The sequence below is a fragment of the Microbacterium sp. XT11 genome, from assembly GCF_001513675.1.
Classification (GTDB): Bacteria; Actinomycetota; Actinomycetes; order Actinomycetales; family Microbacteriaceae; genus Microbacterium.
Genome location: NZ_CP013859.1, coordinates 1503500 through 1523483, shown reverse-complemented (window position 1 = coordinate 1523483; position 19984 = coordinate 1503500). Strand labels below are relative to the sequence as shown.

Annotated in this window: 21 protein-coding genes; 8 read left to right on the top strand and 13 right to left on the bottom strand. The window is 69.6% G+C overall.

Annotated elements, in window-relative coordinates:
- Positions 1-81 precede the first annotated feature (81 nt).
- From AB663_RS07060 to AB663_RS07030, 7 genes are all read right to left on the bottom strand, one after another.
- Positions 82-1518: an FGGY family carbohydrate kinase gene (locus tag AB663_RS07060; protein WP_067197263.1), complete on the bottom strand. Its 1437-nt coding sequence runs from the start codon at positions 1516-1518 to the stop codon at positions 82-84.
- Positions 1515-2957 (bottom strand): FGGY-family carbohydrate kinase, encoded by a 1443-nt coding sequence (locus tag AB663_RS07055; RefSeq protein WP_067197260.1) that lies wholly within the window; start codon positions 2955-2957, stop codon positions 1515-1517. Before AB663_RS07055 ends, AB663_RS07060 begins: the two co-directional genes overlap by 4 nt.
- Before the next feature lie 23 nt (positions 2958-2980).
- The gene (locus tag AB663_RS07050) at positions 2981-3820 is read right to left on the bottom strand and encodes a class II fructose-bisphosphate aldolase (protein WP_067197257.1); all 840 of its coding nucleotides are present in this window, start codon (positions 3818-3820) and stop codon (positions 2981-2983) included.
- A 90-nt stretch (positions 3821-3910) separates the two neighbouring features.
- Entirely contained in the window at positions 3911-4675 is a 765-nt protein-coding gene (locus AB663_RS07045; RefSeq protein ID WP_067197254.1) for an ATP-binding cassette domain-containing protein, read from the bottom strand.
- Entirely contained in the window at positions 4672-5682 is a 1011-nt protein-coding gene (locus tag AB663_RS07040; RefSeq protein ID WP_067197250.1) for an ABC transporter permease, read from the bottom strand. Before AB663_RS07040 ends, AB663_RS07045 begins: the two co-directional genes overlap by 4 nt.
- Positions 5683-5712: 30 nt before the next feature.
- Entirely contained in the window at positions 5713-6795 is a 1083-nt protein-coding gene (locus AB663_RS07035; RefSeq protein ID WP_198147949.1) for a substrate-binding domain-containing protein, read from the bottom strand.
- Between the two features lie 429 nt (positions 6796-7224).
- Positions 7225-7995: a TetR/AcrR family transcriptional regulator gene (locus AB663_RS07030; RefSeq protein ID WP_067197243.1), complete on the bottom strand. Its 771-nt coding sequence runs from the start codon at positions 7993-7995 to the stop codon at positions 7225-7227.
- A 66-nt stretch (positions 7996-8061) separates the two neighbouring features.
- Here AB663_RS07030 and AB663_RS07025 point away from each other — a divergent pair, with 66 nt between their 5' ends.
- From AB663_RS07025 to AB663_RS07015, 3 genes are all read left to right on the top strand, one after another.
- Positions 8062-8520 (top strand): VOC family protein, encoded by a 459-nt coding sequence (locus AB663_RS07025; RefSeq protein WP_232304658.1) that lies wholly within the window; start codon positions 8062-8064, stop codon positions 8518-8520.
- A 59-nt stretch (positions 8521-8579) separates the two neighbouring features.
- Positions 8580-9008 carry a MarR family winged helix-turn-helix transcriptional regulator gene (locus tag AB663_RS07020; RefSeq protein WP_067197240.1) on the top strand — a complete coding sequence of 143 codons (429 nt, stop codon included), beginning with the start codon at positions 8580-8582 and terminating at the stop codon, positions 9006-9008.
- A gap of 113 nt (positions 9009-9121) precedes the next feature.
- Positions 9122-10720 (top strand): flotillin domain-containing protein, encoded by a 1599-nt coding sequence (locus tag AB663_RS07015; RefSeq protein WP_067197237.1) that lies wholly within the window; start codon positions 9122-9124, stop codon positions 10718-10720.
- 78 nt (positions 10721-10798) lie between these two features.
- Here the strand turns inward: AB663_RS07015 and AB663_RS07010 are convergent, their stop codons facing one another.
- On the bottom strand, positions 10799-11395 hold the full coding sequence (locus AB663_RS07010) for a TetR/AcrR family transcriptional regulator (RefSeq protein ID WP_067197233.1): 597 nt from the start codon (positions 11393-11395) through the stop codon (positions 10799-10801).
- A 124-nt stretch (positions 11396-11519) separates the two neighbouring features.
- Here AB663_RS07010 and AB663_RS07005 point away from each other — a divergent pair, with 124 nt between their 5' ends.
- Positions 11520-11948, top strand: coding sequence for an Ohr family peroxiredoxin (locus AB663_RS07005; RefSeq protein WP_067197230.1), 429 nt, complete (start codon positions 11520-11522; stop codon positions 11946-11948).
- Between the two features lie 37 nt (positions 11949-11985).
- Positions 11986-12555 (top strand): DUF308 domain-containing protein, encoded by a 570-nt coding sequence (locus AB663_RS07000; RefSeq protein ID WP_067197227.1) that lies wholly within the window; start codon positions 11986-11988, stop codon positions 12553-12555.
- Positions 12556-12581: 26 nt separating this feature from the next.
- Here the strand turns inward: AB663_RS07000 and AB663_RS06995 are convergent, their stop codons facing one another.
- The 5 genes from AB663_RS06995 to AB663_RS06975 form a co-directional block, all read right to left on the bottom strand.
- A complete protein-coding gene (locus tag AB663_RS06995; RefSeq protein WP_083511151.1) occupies positions 12582-13415 on the bottom strand; it encodes an ABC transporter permease in 834 nt (277 codons plus the stop codon).
- Positions 13412-14170, bottom strand: coding sequence for an ABC transporter ATP-binding protein (locus AB663_RS06990; RefSeq protein WP_083511339.1), 759 nt, complete (start codon positions 14168-14170; stop codon positions 13412-13414). Before AB663_RS06990 ends, AB663_RS06995 begins: the two co-directional genes overlap by 4 nt.
- Before the next feature lie 923 nt (positions 14171-15093).
- A complete protein-coding gene (locus AB663_RS06985; protein ID WP_067197220.1) occupies positions 15094-15690 on the bottom strand; it encodes a TetR/AcrR family transcriptional regulator in 597 nt (198 codons plus the stop codon).
- Between the two features lie 146 nt (positions 15691-15836).
- Positions 15837-16592 carry an AAA family ATPase gene (locus AB663_RS06980; RefSeq protein WP_067197216.1) on the bottom strand — a complete coding sequence of 252 codons (756 nt, stop codon included), beginning with the start codon at positions 16590-16592 and terminating at the stop codon, positions 15837-15839.
- Between the two features lie 49 nt (positions 16593-16641).
- Positions 16642-18141 (bottom strand): L-serine ammonia-lyase, iron-sulfur-dependent, subunit alpha, encoded by a 1500-nt coding sequence (locus tag AB663_RS06975; RefSeq protein WP_067197213.1) that lies wholly within the window; start codon positions 18139-18141, stop codon positions 16642-16644.
- A 95-nt stretch (positions 18142-18236) separates the two neighbouring features.
- On the opposite strand from AB663_RS06975, the gene AB663_RS06970 reads away from it, so the two are divergent.
- The 3 genes from AB663_RS06970 (at position 18237) to AB663_RS06960 (ending at position 19962) form a co-directional block, all read left to right on the top strand.
- A complete protein-coding gene (locus AB663_RS06970) occupies positions 18237-18728 on the top strand; it encodes a carboxymuconolactone decarboxylase family protein (RefSeq protein WP_198147948.1) in 492 nt (163 codons plus the stop codon).
- Positions 18729-18745: 17 nt separating this feature from the next.
- The gene (locus AB663_RS06965; RefSeq protein WP_232304657.1) at positions 18746-19585 is read left to right on the top strand and encodes a sigma-70 family RNA polymerase sigma factor; all 840 of its coding nucleotides are present in this window, start codon (positions 18746-18748) and stop codon (positions 19583-19585) included.
- Between the two features lie 86 nt (positions 19586-19671).
- Positions 19672-19962: a hypothetical protein gene (locus AB663_RS06960; RefSeq protein ID WP_157540964.1), complete on the top strand. Its 291-nt coding sequence runs from the start codon at positions 19672-19674 to the stop codon at positions 19960-19962.
- Positions 19963-19984: the final 22 nt, after the last annotated feature.

Genomic DNA, 19984 nt, shown 5'->3' with positions numbered 1-19984 from the left:
CGCCTCCTCCGCGGCGGGTCAGGGAACCGCGGCAGTTACCAACCTACTCACCCGGGCGGGCGAGGCGAGGGACATGCTCGCTCAGCGCGCTGCGGAGAAGCCCATGGCCGTCATCGCCGCGGCATGTTGCTCGGCCGGCCGCAGATCGACGGGAACGAGCGGCAGCGTTTCGGCGCCGACCGCCCAGCGCGGGAACTCGCCGGTCAGAGCGCACGCCGCCTGGACGGCGGCGCCACGGGCGACGTACTCGTCGAAGGCCGGCAGCACGACGGGTATGTCGACCATCTGAGCGAGGATCGTGCGCACGGCGGGGCTCAGCGCTGCCCCTCCGATGAGCAGCAGCCTCTGCACCGAGAGACCGCAGTCGGCGAGCGCGTCGAGCATGGCGACCTGACTCACGAGGGTTCCCTCGACCACCGCCCTGGCGAGGTTCTCGCGCGTGAAGTTCGAGAGCGAGGCTCCATGCAGGGAGGCACGCGCGTTCGGCAGGTCCGGCGTGCGCTCGCCCTCGAAGAACGGCAGCAGCGTCAGCCCTCCCGCACCCGGCTCCGCTGTCAGAGCCAGTTCCGACAGCTCGGCGTGCGAGCATCCGAGGGCGGCGGCACCGGCGTCGAGGTTGCGGGCCGCGTTGAGCGTCGCCACCAGCGGGAGGTGAGCGCCGGTCGCGTCGGCATAACTGCACACATACCCTGCGAGATCGTGAACCGGGCGCGACGAACGCAGATAGACGACCCCCGAGGTGCCCAGCGACATGACTGCGTCGCCCTCGACGATGTCGAGGGCGAGGGCGGCCGCCGCGTTGTCACCGCTGCCAACGCCGATGGGAATACCCGCGGGAATGCCGGGGATGCCCGCGGCGGTGACGCCCGCTCGCTCCCGCGGGCCGAGCACGCGCGGAAGCACCACGCTCTTCCCGAGGGCGAGCTCCACGAGGTCCCGGCAGTACTCTCCCGTGTCGGGGGACCAGTATGCCGTGCCGCTCGCCTCCGAGCGATCAGTCGTCAACTGGTCGATCGCGCCAGACCCCTCGCCGAACCCTCGCAGCCGCCATGTCAGCCAATCGTGCACGACAGCCACCGCCGCCGTTCGCCGGGCGGACCCTGGATCGGTGTCACGCAGCCACCGCAGCTTGGTGACCGTGTCGGACAGGGTGAGGGGGAGCCCCGTCCGCCGGATCCACTCCTGCGCCCCGAGCTCGCGGTTGAGGTCGACCATGTGGGCGTGCGAGCCCGTGTCGTTCCACAGGGGCGACTCGCAGACCACTCCCCCCGTCGCATCCAGGAAGATCGGGGTGTGCTGCTGCCCGCTCACCGAGACCGCGAGGACGTCGTCGAGGCCGCCCGCCCGGCGGACTGCCGTGAGCAGCGCCTCCCACCAGCGGTCGGGGTGCACGATGGTGCCCGCAGGGTGTGACGCCTTGCCTTCGCGCACCTGCTCTCCCGAGGAGAGATCCCGCACTGTCACCTTGCAGCTCTGCGTCGAGGAGTCGATCCCCGCGACGAGCAACCGATCGGTCATGCCGGCACCGCCTTCAGATGCTCCCACTGGGCTCGCGCGCTGTCTGACCACTCCCTCAGAGCGGTGTGCCGTGCGGAGTCCGTCGCGACCTCGATCACCTCGTGTTCGGACCACGGTATGGCCGTGCCTCCAGCCAGTGCCTGTGCCCCGCGGGAGACCACTTCTGAGCGGGCCGACGCCTGCAAAGGCACCCCGAGAAGATCGGCCTTGAGCTGCAGCCACAGCGGGTTGCGGCTCGCAGGTCCGATGACCTTGATGACCGACGGCGCCAGGCCGAAGAGGCCGAGCACCTCACGGAACTGCACGGCCATGCCGAGAAAGGTGCCGAAGACGATCTCCTCGGCGGTCGTGCCGTCTCCGATGCCGGCGATCCCACCTCGGGCCGCGGCCAGCTTGTCGGGAGGAGGGCTCCCGCGGAACCGCGGCAGCACCACAGGGGTGCGCGACAGATCGACGGCGCCCGCGATGTAGTCGGCGTGGAGCCGTTCGAGCACGGCCTCCAGGCGAGAGGCATGCATGCCCAGCATCCGCTGGAGGGTCGCGAAGGCCGATCCGCCCGTGGGGATCGAAGCGAAGAGCGTGTACCCGCGACCCGTGCAGTCGAGCCCGTTCGCAAGCTTGGCGCGCTCGGCGTCGTCGTCGAGCCGCGGGGCCTCGGTGCGAAAGAGCAGGCCCTCGGTGGTTCCGGTGGAGTTCAGCAGTTCGCCGGCTTCGAGCCCCGCTCCCGCTGCGCCGACCATGTGGTCGTGACCCGCGACGTGCACGTCGACGTCACGCCCGAGCCCGGCTTCGTCCGCGAAGGATGCGGTCACGTGCGCACCCTGCGCCGCCGAGCGGATGACGGGGAACACAGACACGTCCACACCGAGCAGCGCCGCCGCCTCTCGCGACCAGGTGCGGGTCGACAGATCGAGCGCCATCGTCCGGCTGGCGAGCGACGGCTCCGCCCACCGCTGCCCCGTCATGGTCGCCGCCAGGTACTCTGCGATGTTCAACCACTGCGCGTCGCCGGCATCGGCAACTCGGTCGACCGCCCAGGCGACCTTGGACAACGCGTAGTTGCCGTTCGCCGGAACGCCGGTGATGCGATAGAGACGAGCGCGCGCGCTCGCATCGAGCTGCGCGAGTCTCGCTGCGCCACGCTGGTCGTGCCACAGGATCATGGGCGAGGCCAGCGTGAGGTCGCCTCGCACGAGCCCGCCGGACTCGCCGACGCCGGTGATCGCGATGCGCCGCACGGACGACCTGGCATCGTCGTCCAGCTCGCGGATGAATTCCACGATCCCCGCGCGCAGGGCGTCGACGTCGTAGATCTCGCCAGCGTCATCTCTCCTGGTCGGAGTCGTCAGGCGCTGCGATGCGAGCAGCACGCCGCGTCCGTCGAACCGGCACAGCTTGACGCTGGTCGTTCCGACGTCGATCGTGATCGTGGGGAGCACCGCCGTTCCTTTCCTCTGCGCCGTCAGGCGGCGCCCGGGTTGAACTGCCGGATGCGGCGTTCAACCACATCGGCGATCGCCGCGACCGAGGCGCGCGACACCTTGATGAGCGAGTGCTCGTGCGGATTGGCGACGTAGGCTTCGCCGAAGGAGCGGATCATGGCGTTGCGCAGATCGCTCGCGATGTTCACCTTGACCACCCCGTACTCGTGCAGTCTGCCGAACTGCTCGGCGGGCAGCCCCGATCCGCCGTGGATGACGAGCGGCACGCTGCTCTGCGCGTGCACGTCCGCGAGCAGATCGAAGTCGATGCGGGCGTCCGGCGCGTAGCCGTGCACGTTGCCCACCGAGACGGCGAGCATGTCGCAACCGGTGCGGTCGACGAAGTCGGCCACCTGCGCGGGGTCCGTCCCCGACGCCTCATCGGGGCCGATCTCGTCTTCCTTGCCGCCGATCGCCCCCAGCTCGGCCTCCACGGCGACGTCGGGACCGGCGATCTCTCGTGCCTTCGCCGAGGTCGCCACGTTCTGCTCGTACGGCTCTTCGGAGGCGTCGATCATGACCGAGGTGAACCTCGCCGCCAGCGCGTCTTCCACCGCCCGCAGGTTCTTGCCGTGGTCGAGATGCAGCGCGACGGGAACGGGACACGTGGCGAGACGCCTGCTGACCATGTCGTGGATGTACTCGAAGCCGGAGAGCGCGGCGTTGGTCGGCGCGCACTGGATGAAGGTCGGGATGCCGGTGCGCTCGACGGCCTCAACGATGCCCATGGTCGTCTCGATGTTCGTGGTGTTGAAAGCTCCGGCGACGAGGCCGCGCGATGTGCAGTCGGCGATGATGTCGTGTCCGCTGACCAGGGGCATGCGGATGTCCTTTCTCGGTCTGGTCGGCGCCGCGGTCTTGCGTCGCCGACGGGTGGGGCGGACGCGGTGCACGCCCGCCCATGGTCGTTCTCAGCCGGCGGCACCGGTCATGAGCGCCACACCGTCGGTCATGGAGTGCGACTCGGGCGTGATCACCGCGGCTCGGCGACCCAGGCGCTGCACGTGGATGCGGTCGGCGACCTCCCACACGTGAGGCATGTTGTGGCTGATGAGCACGACGCCGAGACCTTCGCTTCGCAGTCGCTTGATGAGCTCGAGCACCTGCGCCGATTCGCGGACGCCGAGCGCCGCGGTGGGCTCGTCGAGCACGACGACCTTCGACCCGAACGCCGCGGCTCTCGCGACGGCGACGGCCTGTCGCTGTCCTCCGGAAAGGCTCTCCACCGAAACCTCGGGATCCTGGATGGTGCGGATCCCGAGGGCATCGATCCGTTCCTTCGCGCGGACCCGCATGCCCTTTCGGTCGGTCATCCGCAACACCGAGCCGAGGAAACCCGGGAGCCGCTCCTCCCGACCGAGGTACATGTTGCGCGCGATGTCGAGAGCCGGAACGACGGCCAGGGACTGGTAGACCGTCTCGATGCCATGAGCCTGAGCATCCTGCGGCCGGCGGAACTCCACGGGGGTGCCGTCGACGTAGAGCTGCCCGGCATCAGGCACGAGCGCGCCGGTGAGGCACTTGATGAGCGTCGACTTGCCGGCGCCGTTGTCGCCGATGATCGCCAGCACCTCGCCGGCGTGCACCTCGACGTCGACGTCGTCGAGCCCGAGGACGTGTCCGAACCTCTTGGTGATGCCCTTGGCCGCAAGGACCGGTTCGCGTTCTGACATCATCGTGCCTTCCTGATCCACTGGTCGAGGGCGACGGCGAAGAGCACCAGCACGCCGACGGCGAGCAGTCGGTACTGGGCATCCACGCCGGCGAGCGACAGTCCGACGGTGAGCGACTGCACGATCAGGGCTCCCAGCAGGGTTCCTCCGATGCCGCCGCGGCCGCCGAACAGGCTGGTGCCGCCGATGACCACCGCGGTGATGCTCTGCAGGTTGCCGTCGACGATGCCGTTGGGCGTGGCCGCCCCTGCCCGTCCGATGAGCACCCACGCGGCGACCGCGTAGGTGAGGCCTGCCACGAGATAGACGCTCATGGTGACGCGGGAGACGCGGATGCCGGAGAGCCGCGCGGCCTCGGCGTCGCCGCCCACCGCGTAGACATGCGTCCCCCATGCAGTGCGATTGAGCGCGAACGCCACCACAGCATAGAGCGCCAGCACGATGAGCACGCCCGTGGTGATGCTGAAGCCGCCGACCGAGAAAGTCACTCCCGTCCAGCTGAGGAGCGACGGCATGTCCTTGGCAGATGTGCTCTTCGCACCGGAGATGAGCAGCGCGATCGCCGTGAACACGCTCAGGGTGGCAAGCGTGACGATGAAAGGCGGCAGTGAGAGCCGCGTCACGAGCGCACCGTTCAGGGCACCGGCGACGAGGCCGATCACCCCGCCGACGACGAGCGCGAGCCACCCCGGCATGCCCATTCCCGCACTGACCTCCGCCATCACGAGAGACGCCAGGATCGCGGCGGCTCCGACCGACAGATCGATGCCTGCCGTGAGGATGATCAAGGTCTGCCCCACAGCGAGCGCCGCGATCACGGCAGTCTGCTGCAGCAGCAGCGACAGCGTCTGCGGGTTGCTGAAGCGCGGGTTGGCGATGGTGAAGGCGATTGCGATGATCACCAAGATCACTGCGGGGCTCAGCGCCGGGTGTCGGTGCAGCAGACGCTGCACCGACTGCGCCGGCCCCGGCTTCTGGGTGCTCGAGATCGCTGCGGTGAACTGAGACATCAGTCGGTTTCCTCGTCCGTTCGTCGGGGGTCAGCCCCAGCAGGTGGACGCCGCGGCGTCCGGGTCGGTGAAGGCGAGGCCCAGCCCGTCGGCGGCGACGAGCTCGGTGCCCGTGTTCACGAAGTCGAGACCGTCGGACGGTGCGGGGATCTCGCCGCCGCGCACCACGCTCGCGATCGTCTCGACGCCCCTCTCAGCCATCACCACGGGGAACTGCATCGACGTCGCGCCAAGCGCGCCCGAGGCGACGAGATCGACTCCGGCGCAGGCGCCGTCGATCGAGACGATGGTGATCTGATCGGAGAGGCCCGCGGCTTCGATGGCTGCCGCTGCGCCCTCGGCGGCCGGTTCGTTGATGGTGTAGACGACGTTGATGTCGCCGTTCGCGCTCAGGCAGTTCTCCATCGCGGTCCGACCTCCGTCCTGCGCTCCGGTGGTGGGCTCCTGGCAGGCGATCTCATAGGTGCCGCCGGAGTATTCACCGGTCTTCGCCTCGTCGCCGTTCTTGCCCGTGTCGGCGGTGTCGATGCCCATGCCTGTGAGGAAGCCCTGGTCTCGGTTGAGGTCGGTCTGGATGACCCGGTCGTCGAACTGGTCGAGCAGCGCGATCACGGCGTGCTCGCCGTCGAGCCTCTTCGCCATCCATTCGCCGATCTGCTGGCCCGCTGCGAAGTTGTCTGTCGCGAAGGTCATGTCCACGACGTCGGCAGGATCCGTGGGGGTGTCGAGTCCGATGACGACGAGGCCCGCGTCACGAGCCTTCTCGATCGCGTCATAGACGCCGGGACCGCTGGGAAGGATCAGAATCCCGTCGTCGCCGCGCGTGATCGCGTTCTCGATGGCCTGGATCTGCCCCTGCTCGTCACCGTCCTTGGAGCCGGCCTCGACCGTGATCGAGACGTTGTCCTTCTTGGCCTGATTCTGCGCTCCCTCCTCCAGCGCTACGAAGAACGGGTTCACCAGGTCTTTGAGTACGAGGGTCACATTGACGGTGTCGTCTTCTCCCTTGCTCTGTCCTGCACCGCCCTGTTCCGTCGTGCAGGCCGACAGCGATCCCGCGATCGCCACCGCCCCGACGAGCGCCGTCAGCCTCTGCCACTTCTTCGTCGCCACGAGCAAACCTCTCTTTGTCTGTGCTGCGTCTCCGCCTGCGCAAGCGCCCCCGTCATCTCCGACGAGCGATCACCTCACGCGATGTCACGCCTCATCCTAGGATGGTTCGTACAGCATGTCCAGCCTGTCTAGACCAAATGTGACAGCAAGAAGCGCTTGGACCTCGAACCGAAGCCGCGATGCGAGTACGTGCGCGCCCCCGAAGCGGCCCCGAAGGCCGAGCGCCCGCAACATCACCGCGCAGATCGACTTTTCGTGACCAAACCGTTGCATTCGTTATCTCGCCGTTATAGAGTGAGCGCACGGTGAATGTTTTGCTGTGGCATCCACCTCATGTGATTGCAGGACACTCTTGGTGCAAGGGACAAGGGCCGGTCGGAAGCCTCTCCGACCGGCCCTCTTTCGTGCGCCCCTCGCCGCTGCACTCGCTCAGCGTCCCGACGCCGGTCGCTCGATGATCGCAGCGAGACCATCGAGCGTCCGCTCCAGGCCGAACGACCATGCCCGCGCGGCATCCCACGCAGACTGCTGCGCTTCGCCGACCGCCGCGCCGATTCGCACCGCTCGCGGGTACGCCTCGGGATCGAAGGCGAGAGCGAGGAGCGGCTGATTCGCCTCCCACCACTCCGCGTCGCTCATCATGGTGTCGGTCACAGACCGCTCCGCATCGTGCACCGACCGACAATGCCCCTGCACGAACCCGAGCAGAAAGGTCAAGGCGGCGTCGACGTCGACGTCAGACAGGACGAGCCCGTCGAAGGCCGACAACTCGTACTCGTACTTGGCCATCACGCCGGGCCCGAGGGGCGGGCGGCTGAGCGCCGCAATCTCGGTCAGCCACGGATGCTCCCGCAAGAGCGCCCTGTTCATCTCGGCCACCGCGGTCAGACGTACGCGCCACGGCACCTCACCCCATTTCGGCCGGACCATGCGGAGGTAGAGCGCATCGACCATGAGGTCGAGCAGTTCGGGCTTGCCGGGAACGTAAGTGTATACCGACATCGGCGAGACGCCGACGGCCTGCGCGACCGCCCGCACTGTCACCGCGGCGAGCCCCTGCTCGTCCGCCAGCGTGAGCGCCGCATCCACGATCTTCTCGACCGTCAGGGATCGCGCCGGACCCTTGCGAGCCGGTGCCACCTGCCCCCACAGAAGAGCCAGGGTTCTGCTGGGCTCTCCTGAGCCCGTCCGGTCCGCCATGGGAATGATCTTGCCACAGTTGCGTTATACGCATTACATTGTACGGCGTATAGATAAGGAGCTCCCGTGACCGCTACCACCGCACTCGACACGCACGCCCGCACCCGAGACCCCCTCGACGGAGGATCCGTGACCTTCACCGCCTCCGCCCTTTCCCTGAACGTCGCTGACGTCGACGCGTCGGCGGCCTGGGTCCAGAAGTACCTCGGCTTCACGACGGCGATGGCCGCCGACGGGTTCTGCTCCCTTGAGCAGCCGCACGCCGGCTTCAACCTCATCTACCTGCGCACAGGGCTGCCGACGTTCACGCCCCCCGCGCAAGCCGGTCCGGCCGGCGGACTGCTGGTGGTGTTCACCGTCGACGACATCGACGCGGAGTACGCCCGGCTCATCTCGCAGGACGTCGAGATCGTCACGCCGATCCACACGGAGCCGTGGGGCGAGCGCTTCTTCCAGATGGCCGACCCCAACGGTGTCGTCTACCAGCTCGTGCAGTGGGTCACACCCGAAGACCGCACCGAGTGAGCCGCGGAAGGGGTGGCTCCGCGGCCACCCCTTTCCGCTCCGCCACTACGCTGTTCTCCATGGCCGATCGCAAGCTCGCTCTCGAAGCGTGGGAGAGTCTCTTCCGCGCGCAGCATGAGCTGTTCGACGAGATGGCCAGAGACTTCGACGACGCACACCTCACTCAGGCCGAGTACGACGTGCTGCTCACCGTCACCCGCTCCCCCGACATGACCGCGCGACTGCGTGACGTGACCAGCAACATGCTCATCAGCCAGCCGAGCGTCTCGCGCCTGATCGACCGGATGGTCGCACGCGGGCTCGTCTCCAAGTGCCCCGATCCCGACGACGGCCGGGGCGCCCTGATCCGCGCGACGGATGCCGGGGCTCGTGCATTCCGCGCGCTCGCGACGGTGCACGGTCGCTCCATCGCCGAACGCATGTCCCGCCTCGACGACGACGAGCTGCGCACCCTTCGCGACCTCGCAGACAAGCTGCGCCGCGCCTGATCGCCCTCCCGCACGACGGCATCCGCCGTTATCTGGCATGGTGGAACCGAGTGCCGGCCACGTCCGCGCCGGTGCCGCAGACCACCCCCGAGGGGGGACCAGGGAGGTCGTTCATGGAGATCGCCGGAATCATCGGCATCCTCGTCATCGTCGGAATCGCGCTCGCCGTCGCCGTCGTCGTGCTGCTGATCCTGCTGCTGTTCGCACGGAGCTGGATCAAGGTGGCCCGGGCCGACGAAGCGCTCGTCATCTCCGGGCGCAAACAGCGCGTGCAGCGCACGGTCGTCGCGGCAGACGGCACCACGCGCCCCGAGACCGAGGAATCGCCTGTCACCGTCATCGTCAACGGCAAGTCGCTCGTCAACCCGATCACGCAGCGCCACGAGATCATCTCGCTGCGATCGCGCCAGGTGTCGCTCAACGCCGAAGCGCAGTCGCTCGACAACGTGACCCTCAACGTCGACGGGGTCGCCATCGTCAAGATCGGCTCCGATCCGGTCTACGTGCGCAGGGCCGCCGAGCGCTTCGCGTCGCAGGACAAGGCGATCGAGCAGTTCACCACCGAGCAGCTGGAGGGCGCGCTGCGCGGCATCGTCGCCACGCTCTCGGTCGTCGAGCTCATGCGCGAGCGCAAGAAGTTCTCCGACCAGATCGCTGCCGATGTCTCGCAGGAGCTCGCCGAACAGGGCCTCATCCTCGACTCGTTCCAGATCAAGGGCATCACCGACCGCGTCGGCTACATCCAGTCGCTCGGTGCTCCGGAGATCCAGGCGAAGCGTCAGGCCGCCGAGATCGCGCAGACCAACGCCGACCGCGCGATCAACCAGAAGAACATCGCCAACCAGGAGGCGAACCTCATCGAGCAGACCGCGCTCGACACCAACACCGCGAACGCCAACGCCGGTGTGGGTCGCGCCCGAGCCGAAGCCGAGCAGGCCGAGCAGCTGGCCAGGGCGCAGGCCGAGCAGGCCGTTCTCCAGCAGCAGGCCGAGAACAAGCAGGCGCAGCTCGACGCCGACGTCAAGCGCGTCGCCGACGCTCAGCGCTACGAGGCCGAGACCCGCGCGCAGGCTGAGCTGTACACGCGCGAGAAGGCCGCTGAGGCGGCCGCCATCGAGCAGATCAAGCAGGCCGAAGCACGCACCCGCATCGCCGAGCAGCAGGCGCAGGCCGACAAGGCCAAGGCCGACGGTGAGGCCGCCGCAGCCATCGCCCGCGCGACCGGTGAGGCCAACGCGCTGCGCGCTCAGGCCGAGGCCGAGGCAGAGGCCCGCCGGGTGCGAGCCCAGGCCGAAGCCGACGCCATCCGCGCCGAGGGCGAGGCAAGGGCAGCAGCCGTCGAGGCCGAGGCGAAGGCCATCGCATCGAACCAGGAGGCGTTCCTCTCGCAGCGAGTCCTCGAGACGCTCCCGGCGATCATGTCGGAGTTCGCGAAGGGTTACGCCACGATCGGCAGCGTGTCGATCATCGGCGGCTCCGGCGACGACGGCGCGTCGAACGTCGTCGGCGCCGACAGCGCGAAGGCCCTCAAGTCGGTGTTCGACAGCGTCAGCGCCGCCACCGGGCTGGATCTCGCATCGATCATCCAGGGCCAGGCGGTCGGCCGGGGTATCGGAGAGGGCGTGGCCGCCGCGTCGACGCCCGTGGTCCGCCAGCCGCACCCGACCACTCCGCCGCCTCCTCCTGCCGCACCGGCACCTGCCGCGGAGTAAGCAGAGCACACAGAGCGGATGCCGCGACCAGAGTGTCGCGGCATCCGCTCTGTCGTGTACCGAGGGCGCTGCGGGCTGTCAGGCGGCGAGTGCGCCAATCACCGAGCCGAAGGCAGCGGCGAGTGATGCGGCCAGCGACGAGGCGTCTCCCAGATAACCGTTCACCATCGCACCGTCGCGCAGGATCATCAGCTGACGACCGGTCTGCGCCGGGTCGGCCGATCCGGCCTCGGCCGCGATGGCGGCGAACTCGCCGAGCATCCAGTTCCTGTGCGACTCCACCGCCGCGCGAACGGGATCGTCCGGATCGGAGAACTCCGCGGCCGCGTTGATGAATGCGCACCCGCGGAACCCGTGGCTGCAGCTGGCACCGCCGATACCTGCGGCGATCGAGGCCAGTGTCGACGCCGGGTCTCCGGAGACTCGCATGCTCTGCATCCATGCTCGCTCCGCCGCCGCCTGCCCCTCGAGGTACGCCACGACCAGGTCGCTCTTGGTGCGGAAGTGACGGTAGAAGGTGACCTTCGTGATGCCGACGCGCTCGATGATGCGATCGGCGCTGGTCGCGCGGATGCCGTCGGCATAGAAGAGGTCGTTCGCCGCTTCGAGGATCCTCGCGCGCGTGGCGTGGCCCGACCGCGCCTTAGGCGTCGTCTCCGCACTTGCAGCGTGCATCGTGTCCTCCGGGAATCTCGAGTGCGGCTTGCGCTCGTATACCGACTAGTCTACATTCTCCATGTAGACGAACTAGTAACTCTACTTCGCATCACGATCATTCGCACCACGACCAGGAGACACCATGCCCACGACCCTCTACACCACCACCGCGACGTCCACCGGCGAAGGCCGTGCGGGTGGCCGCGCCACCACCGATGACGGCCTGCTCGACGTGACTCTCGCGATCCCGGCATCCATGGGAGGACCGGGCGGGGCCACGAACCCCGAGCAGCTCTTCACCGCGGGCTGGGCATCGTGCTTCCACTCCGCGCTCAAGATGATCGCCGCCCAGAGGAAGGTCCCGGTGACCGGCTCGACCGTCTCAGCCGAGGTGTCGCTCGTCAAAGACGCCGAGGCCCTCGCACTGACCGCCGGCCTGCACGTGCACATCGGCGGAGGCATCGACCAGCAGACCGCCGAGACCCTCGTCGCTGCGGCGCACGACGTCTGCCCGTACTCGGTCGCGACCCGCGGGAACGTTCCCGTCACCCTCACCACCTCCGTCTCGTGACCGCAGACCGGCCGAGACCGACACGAAAGAATCACCGATGACCACCTCTGACACGGCCCGCACATACCCCCAGGCCCTGCGCACCCTGTACCTCGTGCGCTTCGGCTTCGCCGTCATCTGGGCCGCGATCCTCTTCGCGGCCGCCGCGGCAACCACCGCGCCGAACCCCCTGCTGACGGTGCTGCTGATCCTCTATCCGCTCTTCGACGCCGGCGCTGTGCTGTGGCAGCTGCGCGCCGACCCCGACACCCGACGCTCGAAGGCCGCAGAATGGGTCAACGTCGCCGTGAGCCTCGCCGTCGCGGTCGCGCTCGGCATCGCCTCGTCGGCCTCGATCTCCGCCGCCCTTGCCGTCTGGGGCGTCTGGGCGATCGTCGCCGGGGTGCCGCAGCTCATCGCGGCGATCCGCAACCGCCGCAACGGCGGTCAGGTGCCGCAGATGCTCTCCGGAGGCATCTCCGTCTTCGTCGGCGCGGGATTCCTGTTCCAGGGGCTGCAGGGCAGCGCGATGATCGCCGGAGCGGCGGGCTATGCCACGCTCGGCGCGATCTTCTTCCTCATCTCGGCGGTCCGCCTCTCGGCCACCCTGAGACGCCCGCGAGCCTGAACGCGCGGGAGACGCCCCGGTCCGCTTCACAACTCCGGAGACAGCGCGCTTCGCGCCGCCTGGCCCCCACGGATTCGCCGTGCGCCGGCCCGGATCTCCGGAGTTGTGAACGCGTGCAACCGTCGCTCAGCGGTGCGCCGGCGCAGCGTGAGCGACGCGAGCACGAGCGCTCCGACGGCGAAGGCGGCGACGACCAGCAGCGGACCGAGAACGTCGTCGCCGGCGTCGCCCTCCGCCACCGCGTTGACGGCGTCGATGGCATAGCTCAACGGCAGCCAGTCGGAGATCGCGTGCAGCACGTCGGGCATCTCGTCGCGCGGCATGAACAGTCCGCCCAGGATGATCTGCGGGAACACCAGCAGCGGCATGAACTGCACAGCCTGGAACTCGGTCTGCGCGAAGGCGCTCGCCAGCAGGCCGAGGGCCGTGCCGAGCAGAGCGTCGATGACGGCCACCACTCCGAGCTGCCAGAGCTCACCGTCGACGTCGAGACCGCACACACCGACGGCGAACGAGACGGTGACGACCGCTTGCACGACCGCCATCAATCCGAACGCCAGAGCGTATCCCAGGATGAAGTCCGCCTTGCCGAGCGTGGTGGTCATGAGCCGCTCGAGAGTGCCGGATCGACGCTCCCGCAGCGTCGTGATCGATGTGATGAGGAACATCACGATGAACGGGAAGAGCGCCAGGATCGCCCCGCCGAACCGGTCGAAGACGCCATCCTGGTCGCTGAACAGCCAGGCGAACAGTCCGACGAGGAGGCTCGGGGCGATGAGCATGAGAGCGATGGAACGCGGATCGTGGCGCAGCTGCGCCAGAACGCGACCCGCTGTGGCGAGGGTGCGTCGAGCGTTCATTCCGACTCCTCTCTGCGCGCGCGCCGAGAGGACGCGTGCGACTCGCGATCGCGTTCGATGAGGGCGAGGAACGCCGCCTCGGGCTCTGTCGTCCCCGTGTCGGCAAGGAGGTCGGAGGGCGTGGTGTCGGCGATGATCCGACCGTCGCGCATGAGCAGGAGGCGATCGCAGCGCAGCGCTTCGTCCATGACGTGGCTCGAGACGATCATGGTGACGCCACGGTCGGCCAGGCCGCGGAACAGCTCCCACAGCTCGGCCCTGAGCACCGGATCGAGTCCCACCGTCGGCTCGTCGAGCACGATCAGCTCGGGCGAGCCGATGAGCGCCATCGCCAGCGACACCCGCGTCGACTGACCGCCGCTCAGCGAGCCGACCAGTTGCCCGGCCTGAGACCGCAGCCCGACTTCGTCGATGACGCGGTCGACGTCGCGCCTCGGCGCGGCGAGCACGGCGGCGACATACGACAGGTTCTGACGCACGGTGAGGTCGTCGTACACCGCGGCACCCTGCGTTCCGTACGCCACGCGGTGCCGCAGCCGACGTGACCCGCCCGGCTCGCCGAGCACGGTCACCTCGCCCGACGCGATGCGTTGCACACCGACGATCGAGCGCATGAGCGTGGTCTTTCCGCAACCGGACGGGCCGAGCAGTCCTGTGATCTCGCCCCGCGGAACCGTGAGGTCGATGCCGTCGAAGACATGGGTCTTTCCTCGTCGCACGCGAAGCTGCGAGATCTCGACAGCCGAATTATTCATCATGTGATGAATTATGCGCCTCGGAGACGGCGCGGTCAACGGCTCTTCCGCACGTGTGAGGCGCGGGCCGTGCCGCGACGGGTCGGTGCCGTTGCCGGCCGGATGCCGGTGCCGGGCCGGGTGCCGGTGCCTGCCGGTGCCGGTGCCGCTGCCTGCCGGTGCCGCTGCCTGCCGGTGCCGGTGCCGGTGCCGGTGCCGGTGCCGGTGCCGGTTCCTGCCGGGTGCCGGGCCGGACCGGGTGCGCTTGCCGGTACGAAACGTCGGAGAATCCGCACGACACGCCGACCCACACGCCCCCGGCACCGGCGCGCCGCACCCAAACTCCGACGTTTCCCACCACCGGAGCGCGACGGCAAACACGGATGCCGACCCGCACAAGACCGAACCGGACGCCGCCCCCCGTGCGCCCACGCCCGCGCCGCGCCGGTCCCGGTACGAAACGTCGGAGAATCCGCGCGACACGCCGACCCACACGCCCCCGCACCGGCGTGCCGCCCGCAAACTCCGACGTTTCACACCACCGGAGCGCGACGGCAAACACGGATGCCGACCCCACGCGACCGAAACCGGACGCCGCCCCCCCCGTGCGCCCACGCCCGCGCCGCGCCGGTCCCGTGCACGTCGCGCCGTGCCGGTACCGGTACGAAACGTCGGAGAATCCGCACGACACGCCGCCTGACACACCCCCGCACCGGCGCGCCGCCCCCAAACTCCGACGTTTCCCACCACCGGAGCGCGACGGCAAACACGGATGCCGACCCGCACAAGACCGAAACGGGACGCCGCCCCGCCCCGTGCGCCCACGCCCGAGCCGTGCCGACGACCCGCACCTGCACCCGCGCCCCCGCCCGCGCCGCACCCGCGCCGCGGCCGCGCCGCCCCCGCCCCGCCCGCGCCCCGTCCGCCCGCGCGCGCCCGGGCCGTCAGTCGAAGAGGTACCGCTGCACCGTGGGGCCGACGCGGCCCGCGATGTCGTCGACCGGCGCCGCGGCCAGCGCGGGCAGCCGCAGTACATACCGGGCGATGAGCAGCCCGGCGATCTGCGAGGCGACCAGGCTCGCGCGCAGCTCCGCGTCGTCGACGCCGAGCGTCCGTGCGATCCGGCCGATCAGCTCGCGCGTGAGGAAGCCACGCAGCAGCGGCGTCGTGAGCGTGCTGCCGAGCGCCGTGCGAATGAGCATCACGCCGCGACGACGCACCTCCGGCTGCTCGAACGCGTCAAGCACGTAGCGCACGAGCCGTTCGCCCACCTCGTCGCGCGGACCCGCGATGATGCCGGGGACATCGACGTCTGGGCGGATGGGCACCCCGACGGCCTCGGCGAAGAGGTCGGCCTTGGTGCCGAAGTAGTGGTGCACGAGCGCGGAGTCGACCCCGGCCCGCGCGGCGATCGACCGTACGGTCGCCGCGTCGTATCCGCGGTCTCCGAACTCCTCGACCGCGGCCGCGATGATGCGCTCACGCGAGTCGGAACCCCCGCGCGGCCTGCCGCGCCGCCTCGGTGCCTTCGTCTCGCTCATGCCCGACAGCCTACGACTCCTCGCCGGCCCGCATGCCTCGGCTGGTACGCACGGGCGCCTACGTGCACGCGCCGGTGCGCAGTGGGGCGCGGCGATCAGCCCGCCCGGCCGCCCGCACGACACGGTGAGCGCCGGCATCCGATCTCTCAGCCGAGCAGATGGCGCAGGTACCTCGAGGGCGCGTCGAGGAACGACCGCCAGTGGTGCACGAGCTCGAGGTCGTCCCACGTGGTCGGGCGGATGCCCCACTCCCCCACCTCGAGGATGCGAGCACCGGGAAGCGCGGCGAGCACGGGCGAGTGGGTGGCGCAGAGCACCTGCCCGCCGTCGTCGGCGATGCGCTCAAGCACGGCGATGAGAGCGAGCGTCGACGAGAACGACAGCGCAGCCTCGGGCTCGTCGAGACAGTAGAACCCGGGCTCGTCGAAGCGGCTTTCGAGCACGGCGAGGAACGACTCGCCGTGGCTCATCTCATGGAACGGCACATCCGGGCCCCGCGTCGACGGGTTCTCTTCGAGATAGGTGTAGAACGAGTGCATCGTCTCGGCACGCAGGAAGAAGCCCCATCGACTCGCCCCGACGCCCCGCTGGAGGCGCAACCAGTCCGACAGCGGAGACTCGGTCGGTCGCGTGCTGTGCCGGGCGTTGCGGGAACCGCCCTCGGGCGAGAGGCCGTAGGCGACCGCGATGCCCTCGACGATGGTCGACTTGCCGCTGCCGTTCTCGCCGACGAGGAAGGTCACCCCGGGTGCGAGGTCGATACCGTCGCGCAGCACCTGGGCGACCGCGGGGATGTTCGTCGGCCACCGGGCTCCGGGAGCGGGTGCATCGTCCGCAGGGCGCACCGACACGATCGGCTGCTCCCGCCGCCGCTTCGCCCCTGCCGTCCAGATCGACTCCATCGGCACCGAGGCTATCTCCCGCATCCGACATCCGCCTGGCAGATGCGGCTCAGCACTCGATGACGTTCACGGCGAGTCCGCCCTCGCTGGTCTCCTTGTACTTGGTCGACATGTCCAGCCCCGTTTGCCGCATGGTCTCGACGACCGCGTCGAGCGAGACGTAATGGCTGCCGTCCCCGCGCAGCGCCAGCCGGGCCGCGGTCACGGCGGTCGAGGCGGCGATCGCGTTGCGCTCGATGCACGGGATCTGCACGAGCCCGCCGATCGGGTCGCACGTGAGGCCGAGGTGATGCTCCATCGCGATCTCCGCGGCGTTCTCGATCTGCCGGTTCGTCCCGCCCATCACGGCGGTCAGTCCCCCGGCTGCCATCGCGCAGGCCGACCCGACCTCCGCCTGGCAGCCGCCCTCGGCGCCCGAGATCGAGGCGTTGGCCTTGAACAGCGATCCCAGCGCGGTGGCCGTGAGGAGGAAGCGCCGGATGCCGCGCCGCCGGTTCGCCTCGGCGACCATGTCGTCGCGCCCCGCTCCGGCCGCGGCATCCGTGATCGGCCTCGCCCCGTCGAAGCCGAGCAGGGCGCTGCCGACGAGCTCGCCGTACGGGGTGACCGCGTTGCCCGCACCGAGCCCGGAGTCGGCGAGGAAACGCCACCAGTACATCGCGACGGCGGGCAAGATGCCGGCCGCCCCGTTCGTCGGCGCGGTGACGACTCTGCCGCCTGCGGCGTTCTCCTCGTTCACGGCGAGGGCGAACGCTCCGAGCCACTCCCCCGGCAGTTCTCTGTGCCCTCCGGCCTCGACCGCCTCGAGCTGCGCGCGGATGGTGCCTGCTCGGCGCTTCACCTTGAGGATGCCGGGGAGCACGCCGTCGGCATGCAGGCCCGCGTCGACGCACGCGGCCATCGCGTCCCAGATGGCGTCGAGTCCCGCGGCGACCTCCTCCTCGCTGCGCATCGCCGTCTCGTTCAGCCGTGCGAGCTCGGCGATCGTGAGTCCGTGCTCGTCGCACAGGGAGATCAGCGACGCGGCATCCGCGTAGGAGTACGGCAACGCCGCTGCAGCGACCGCAGCCTCCTCTCCCTCGCGTCTGATGAACCCACCGCCGATGGAGTAGTAGGTCTCCTCGGCGAGGATTCCACCCTCGGCGTCCCTGGCCGTGATCGTCATGGCGTTCGGGTGCCCGGGCAGACGGGTGCGGGGTGCGAACACGATGTCGTCCTTGGCGAAGGCGACGTCGTGGGCACCGGCCAGCCGGAGCGGCGCACCCTCGGGATAGTCGGTCCACGCCGCCCGCACCTCGGCCGGGTCGCAGGTCTCCGGCTCCAGTCCGCGCAGGCCGGCGACCACGGCATCCGGCGTTCCGTGGCCGATCCCGGTGGCGCCCAGCGAACCGTACAGCGTGCACCCGAGACGTGCGACACCGGTGAGTGCGCCGGTCGCCTGCAGCCGGCGCGCGAAATCCAGCGCGGCCCTCATCGGCCCGACCGTATGGGAGCTCGACGGCCCCACTCCGATGGAGAAGAGGTCGAAGGCCGAGACGTACGCTGTCACCGCTCCAGCCTACGTCGGGCATGCCCGATCGGATCCGTCACACTTCTGCCGCGTCGTTCGTCTCCTCTACAGAACCATCCACGAAGGAGAAGAACATGAGCGACACCACCATTGCAGCATCCGACGTCGTCACCCACAAGGCGCGGATGCCGCATCCGGCGTTCCTGCTCGAAGGCGGCATCGACGCCATCAGCGCCGTCAACCGCGCAGCCCAGGCCTCCGGGGTCCCCGAGGAGATCCTGCACCTCATCTCGCTGCGAGCGAGCCAGATCAACGGCTGCAGCTGGTGCGTCGTGGATCACTCGCGCCAGATCGTCGAGGACGGGGCGGCACCCGAGCGCCTGCACGCGGTCGCCGCATGGCGCGACGCCCCGTACTTCACCGCGGCGGAACGCGCCGCCCTCGAGCTCACCGAGGTGCTCACCAGGCTGGCCGACCACCACGATCCGGTGACCGACGAGCTCTGGGCGCAGCTGTCGCAGCACTTCGATCGCCGCCAGCTCTCGGGGCTGCTGTTCGAGATCGGCGCGATCAACGTGTGGAACCGCCTGAACGCGGCGATCCGCCAGCCGGCCGGGTCGTTCTGAGCGATAGGTTGCCGATCGTGCACGCGTCGTCCTCGGCGGAGGAGTTCGAAGTCCATCGTCGTTATCTCACCGCGGTGGCGTACCGCATGCTCGGGTCGTACGCCGACGCCGAGGACGCGGTGCAGGAGGCATGGCTGCGGGTGTCCAGGGCGACACCGCAGGCCGACGACCTCCGCGCCTGGCTGACCACGGTCGTCAGCCGCATCTGTCTCGACCAGCTGCGTGCACGCACGCGTCGCCGGGAGCACCCGCTCGATCTCCTGCCGGATGCCGAGCGCGCCCCCGACGACGACGATCCGGTGCTGCGCGCAGAACGCGCCGACCGGGTCGGCTATGCGCTCATGCTCGTGCTGGAGCAGCTGAACCCGGACGAGCGCCTCGCCTACGTCCTGCACGACGTGTTCGGCCTCGCGTTCGACGAGGTCGCGCCGCTCGTCGAGCGCACGGTCCCCGCGACGCGAAAGCTCGCCAGCCGGGCGCGGGAGCGCGTGCGCGGAGCCGCTCCGGCGGAGGGACCGACGGCGAACGGCCGTGACCGGCGTCGCCGCGTCGTCGAGGCCTTCCTCGAGGCCGCGCGCGACGGCGACTTCGAGGGCCTGCTCGCACTCCTGCATCCCGACGTGGAGTTCCGGCAGGATCTCGGCGACGGAGGGGTCCGGCTGTTGCGCGGCGCCGAGCGCGTCGCGTCGAGCGCGGCGGCGTACCACCGCTACGCGAAGGGCTTCGACTTCGAGATCGTCGAGCTGGGCGACGCCTTCGCCGTGGTCGCCGTCGAAGACGGCACACCGGCATCGATCCTCCTCGTCACGTCCGAGGGCGACAGGATCGTCGCCATGGAGACCCGTCAGATCGGATGATCACCGGGGCCGCCCCCGTCAAGCCCCTCGCGTCGCCCGCTTCGCTTCGGCATCCTGTGGGCGTCCACCACGCGAAAGGGGTCACCATGACGACCGGTACGCCAGAGCAGAACACACCGTCCGAGCCGGAGGCGCAGACTCCGACGCCGAGTCCCTCGTCGGGGAACGCGGGCGAGGTCACCGCCGAGACGCCCGCGCAGGCCGAGTCACCCGAAGACGCCGACGGCGCGGAGATCCCGAGCACCGAGCAGCTCGAGGAGCCCAGCACCGAGAAGGAGCCGAGTGAGGAGCCGAAGGCGCCCCCGCGGGACGAGGCCGAACCCGACCACCACGCCGTCGGAATCGGCGTGATCGACGCCCCCGACCCCGACGCCTGACCGCCCCCCACCCCCGTATCCC

What these genes read in the sequence shown, in the direction of transcription:
- AB663_RS06980 (WP_067197216.1), bottom strand. Translation starts at nt 16,592, where the DNA reads ATGGAGTCGATCTGGACGGCAGGGGCGAAGCGGCGGCGGGAGCAGCCG.
- AB663_RS06970 (WP_198147948.1), top strand. Translation starts at nt 18,237, where the DNA reads ATGAGCGACACCACCATTGCAGCATCCGACGTCGTCACCCACAAGGCG.
- AB663_RS06995 (WP_083511151.1), bottom strand. Translation starts at nt 13,415, where the DNA reads ATGAACGCTCGACGCACCCTCGCCACAGCGGGTCGCGTTCTGGCGCAG.
- AB663_RS07040 (WP_067197250.1), bottom strand. Translation starts at nt 5,682, where the DNA reads ATGTCTCAGTTCACCGCAGCGATCTCGAGCACCCAGAAGCCGGGGCCG.
- AB663_RS07010 (WP_067197233.1), bottom strand. Translation starts at nt 11,395, where the DNA reads ATGCACGCTGCAAGTGCGGAGACGACGCCTAAGGCGCGGTCGGGCCAC.
- AB663_RS07015 (WP_067197237.1), top strand. Translation starts at nt 9,122, where the DNA reads ATGGAGATCGCCGGAATCATCGGCATCCTCGTCATCGTCGGAATCGCG.
- AB663_RS06985 (WP_067197220.1), bottom strand. Translation starts at nt 15,690, where the DNA reads ATGAGCGAGACGAAGGCACCGAGGCGGCGCGGCAGGCCGCGCGGGGGT.
- AB663_RS07030 (WP_067197243.1), bottom strand. Translation starts at nt 7,995, where the DNA reads ATGGCGGACCGGACGGGCTCAGGAGAGCCCAGCAGAACCCTGGCTCTT.
- AB663_RS07020 (WP_067197240.1), top strand. Translation starts at nt 8,580, where the DNA reads ATGGCCGATCGCAAGCTCGCTCTCGAAGCGTGGGAGAGTCTCTTCCGC.
- AB663_RS06960 (WP_157540964.1), top strand. Translation starts at nt 19,672, where the DNA reads ATGACGACCGGTACGCCAGAGCAGAACACACCGTCCGAGCCGGAGGCG.
- AB663_RS07060 (WP_067197263.1), bottom strand. Translation starts at nt 1,518, where the DNA reads ATGACCGATCGGTTGCTCGTCGCGGGGATCGACTCCTCGACGCAGAGC.
- AB663_RS06990 (WP_083511339.1), bottom strand. Translation starts at nt 14,170, where the DNA reads ATGAATAATTCGGCTGTCGAGATCTCGCAGCTTCGCGTGCGACGAGGA.
- AB663_RS07000 (WP_067197227.1), top strand. Translation starts at nt 11,986, where the DNA reads ATGACCACCTCTGACACGGCCCGCACATACCCCCAGGCCCTGCGCACC.
- AB663_RS07045 (WP_067197254.1), bottom strand. Translation starts at nt 4,675, where the DNA reads ATGATGTCAGAACGCGAACCGGTCCTTGCGGCCAAGGGCATCACCAAG.
- AB663_RS07050 (WP_067197257.1), bottom strand. Translation starts at nt 3,820, where the DNA reads ATGCCCCTGGTCAGCGGACACGACATCATCGCCGACTGCACATCGCGC.
- AB663_RS07005 (WP_067197230.1), top strand. Translation starts at nt 11,520, where the DNA reads ATGCCCACGACCCTCTACACCACCACCGCGACGTCCACCGGCGAAGGC.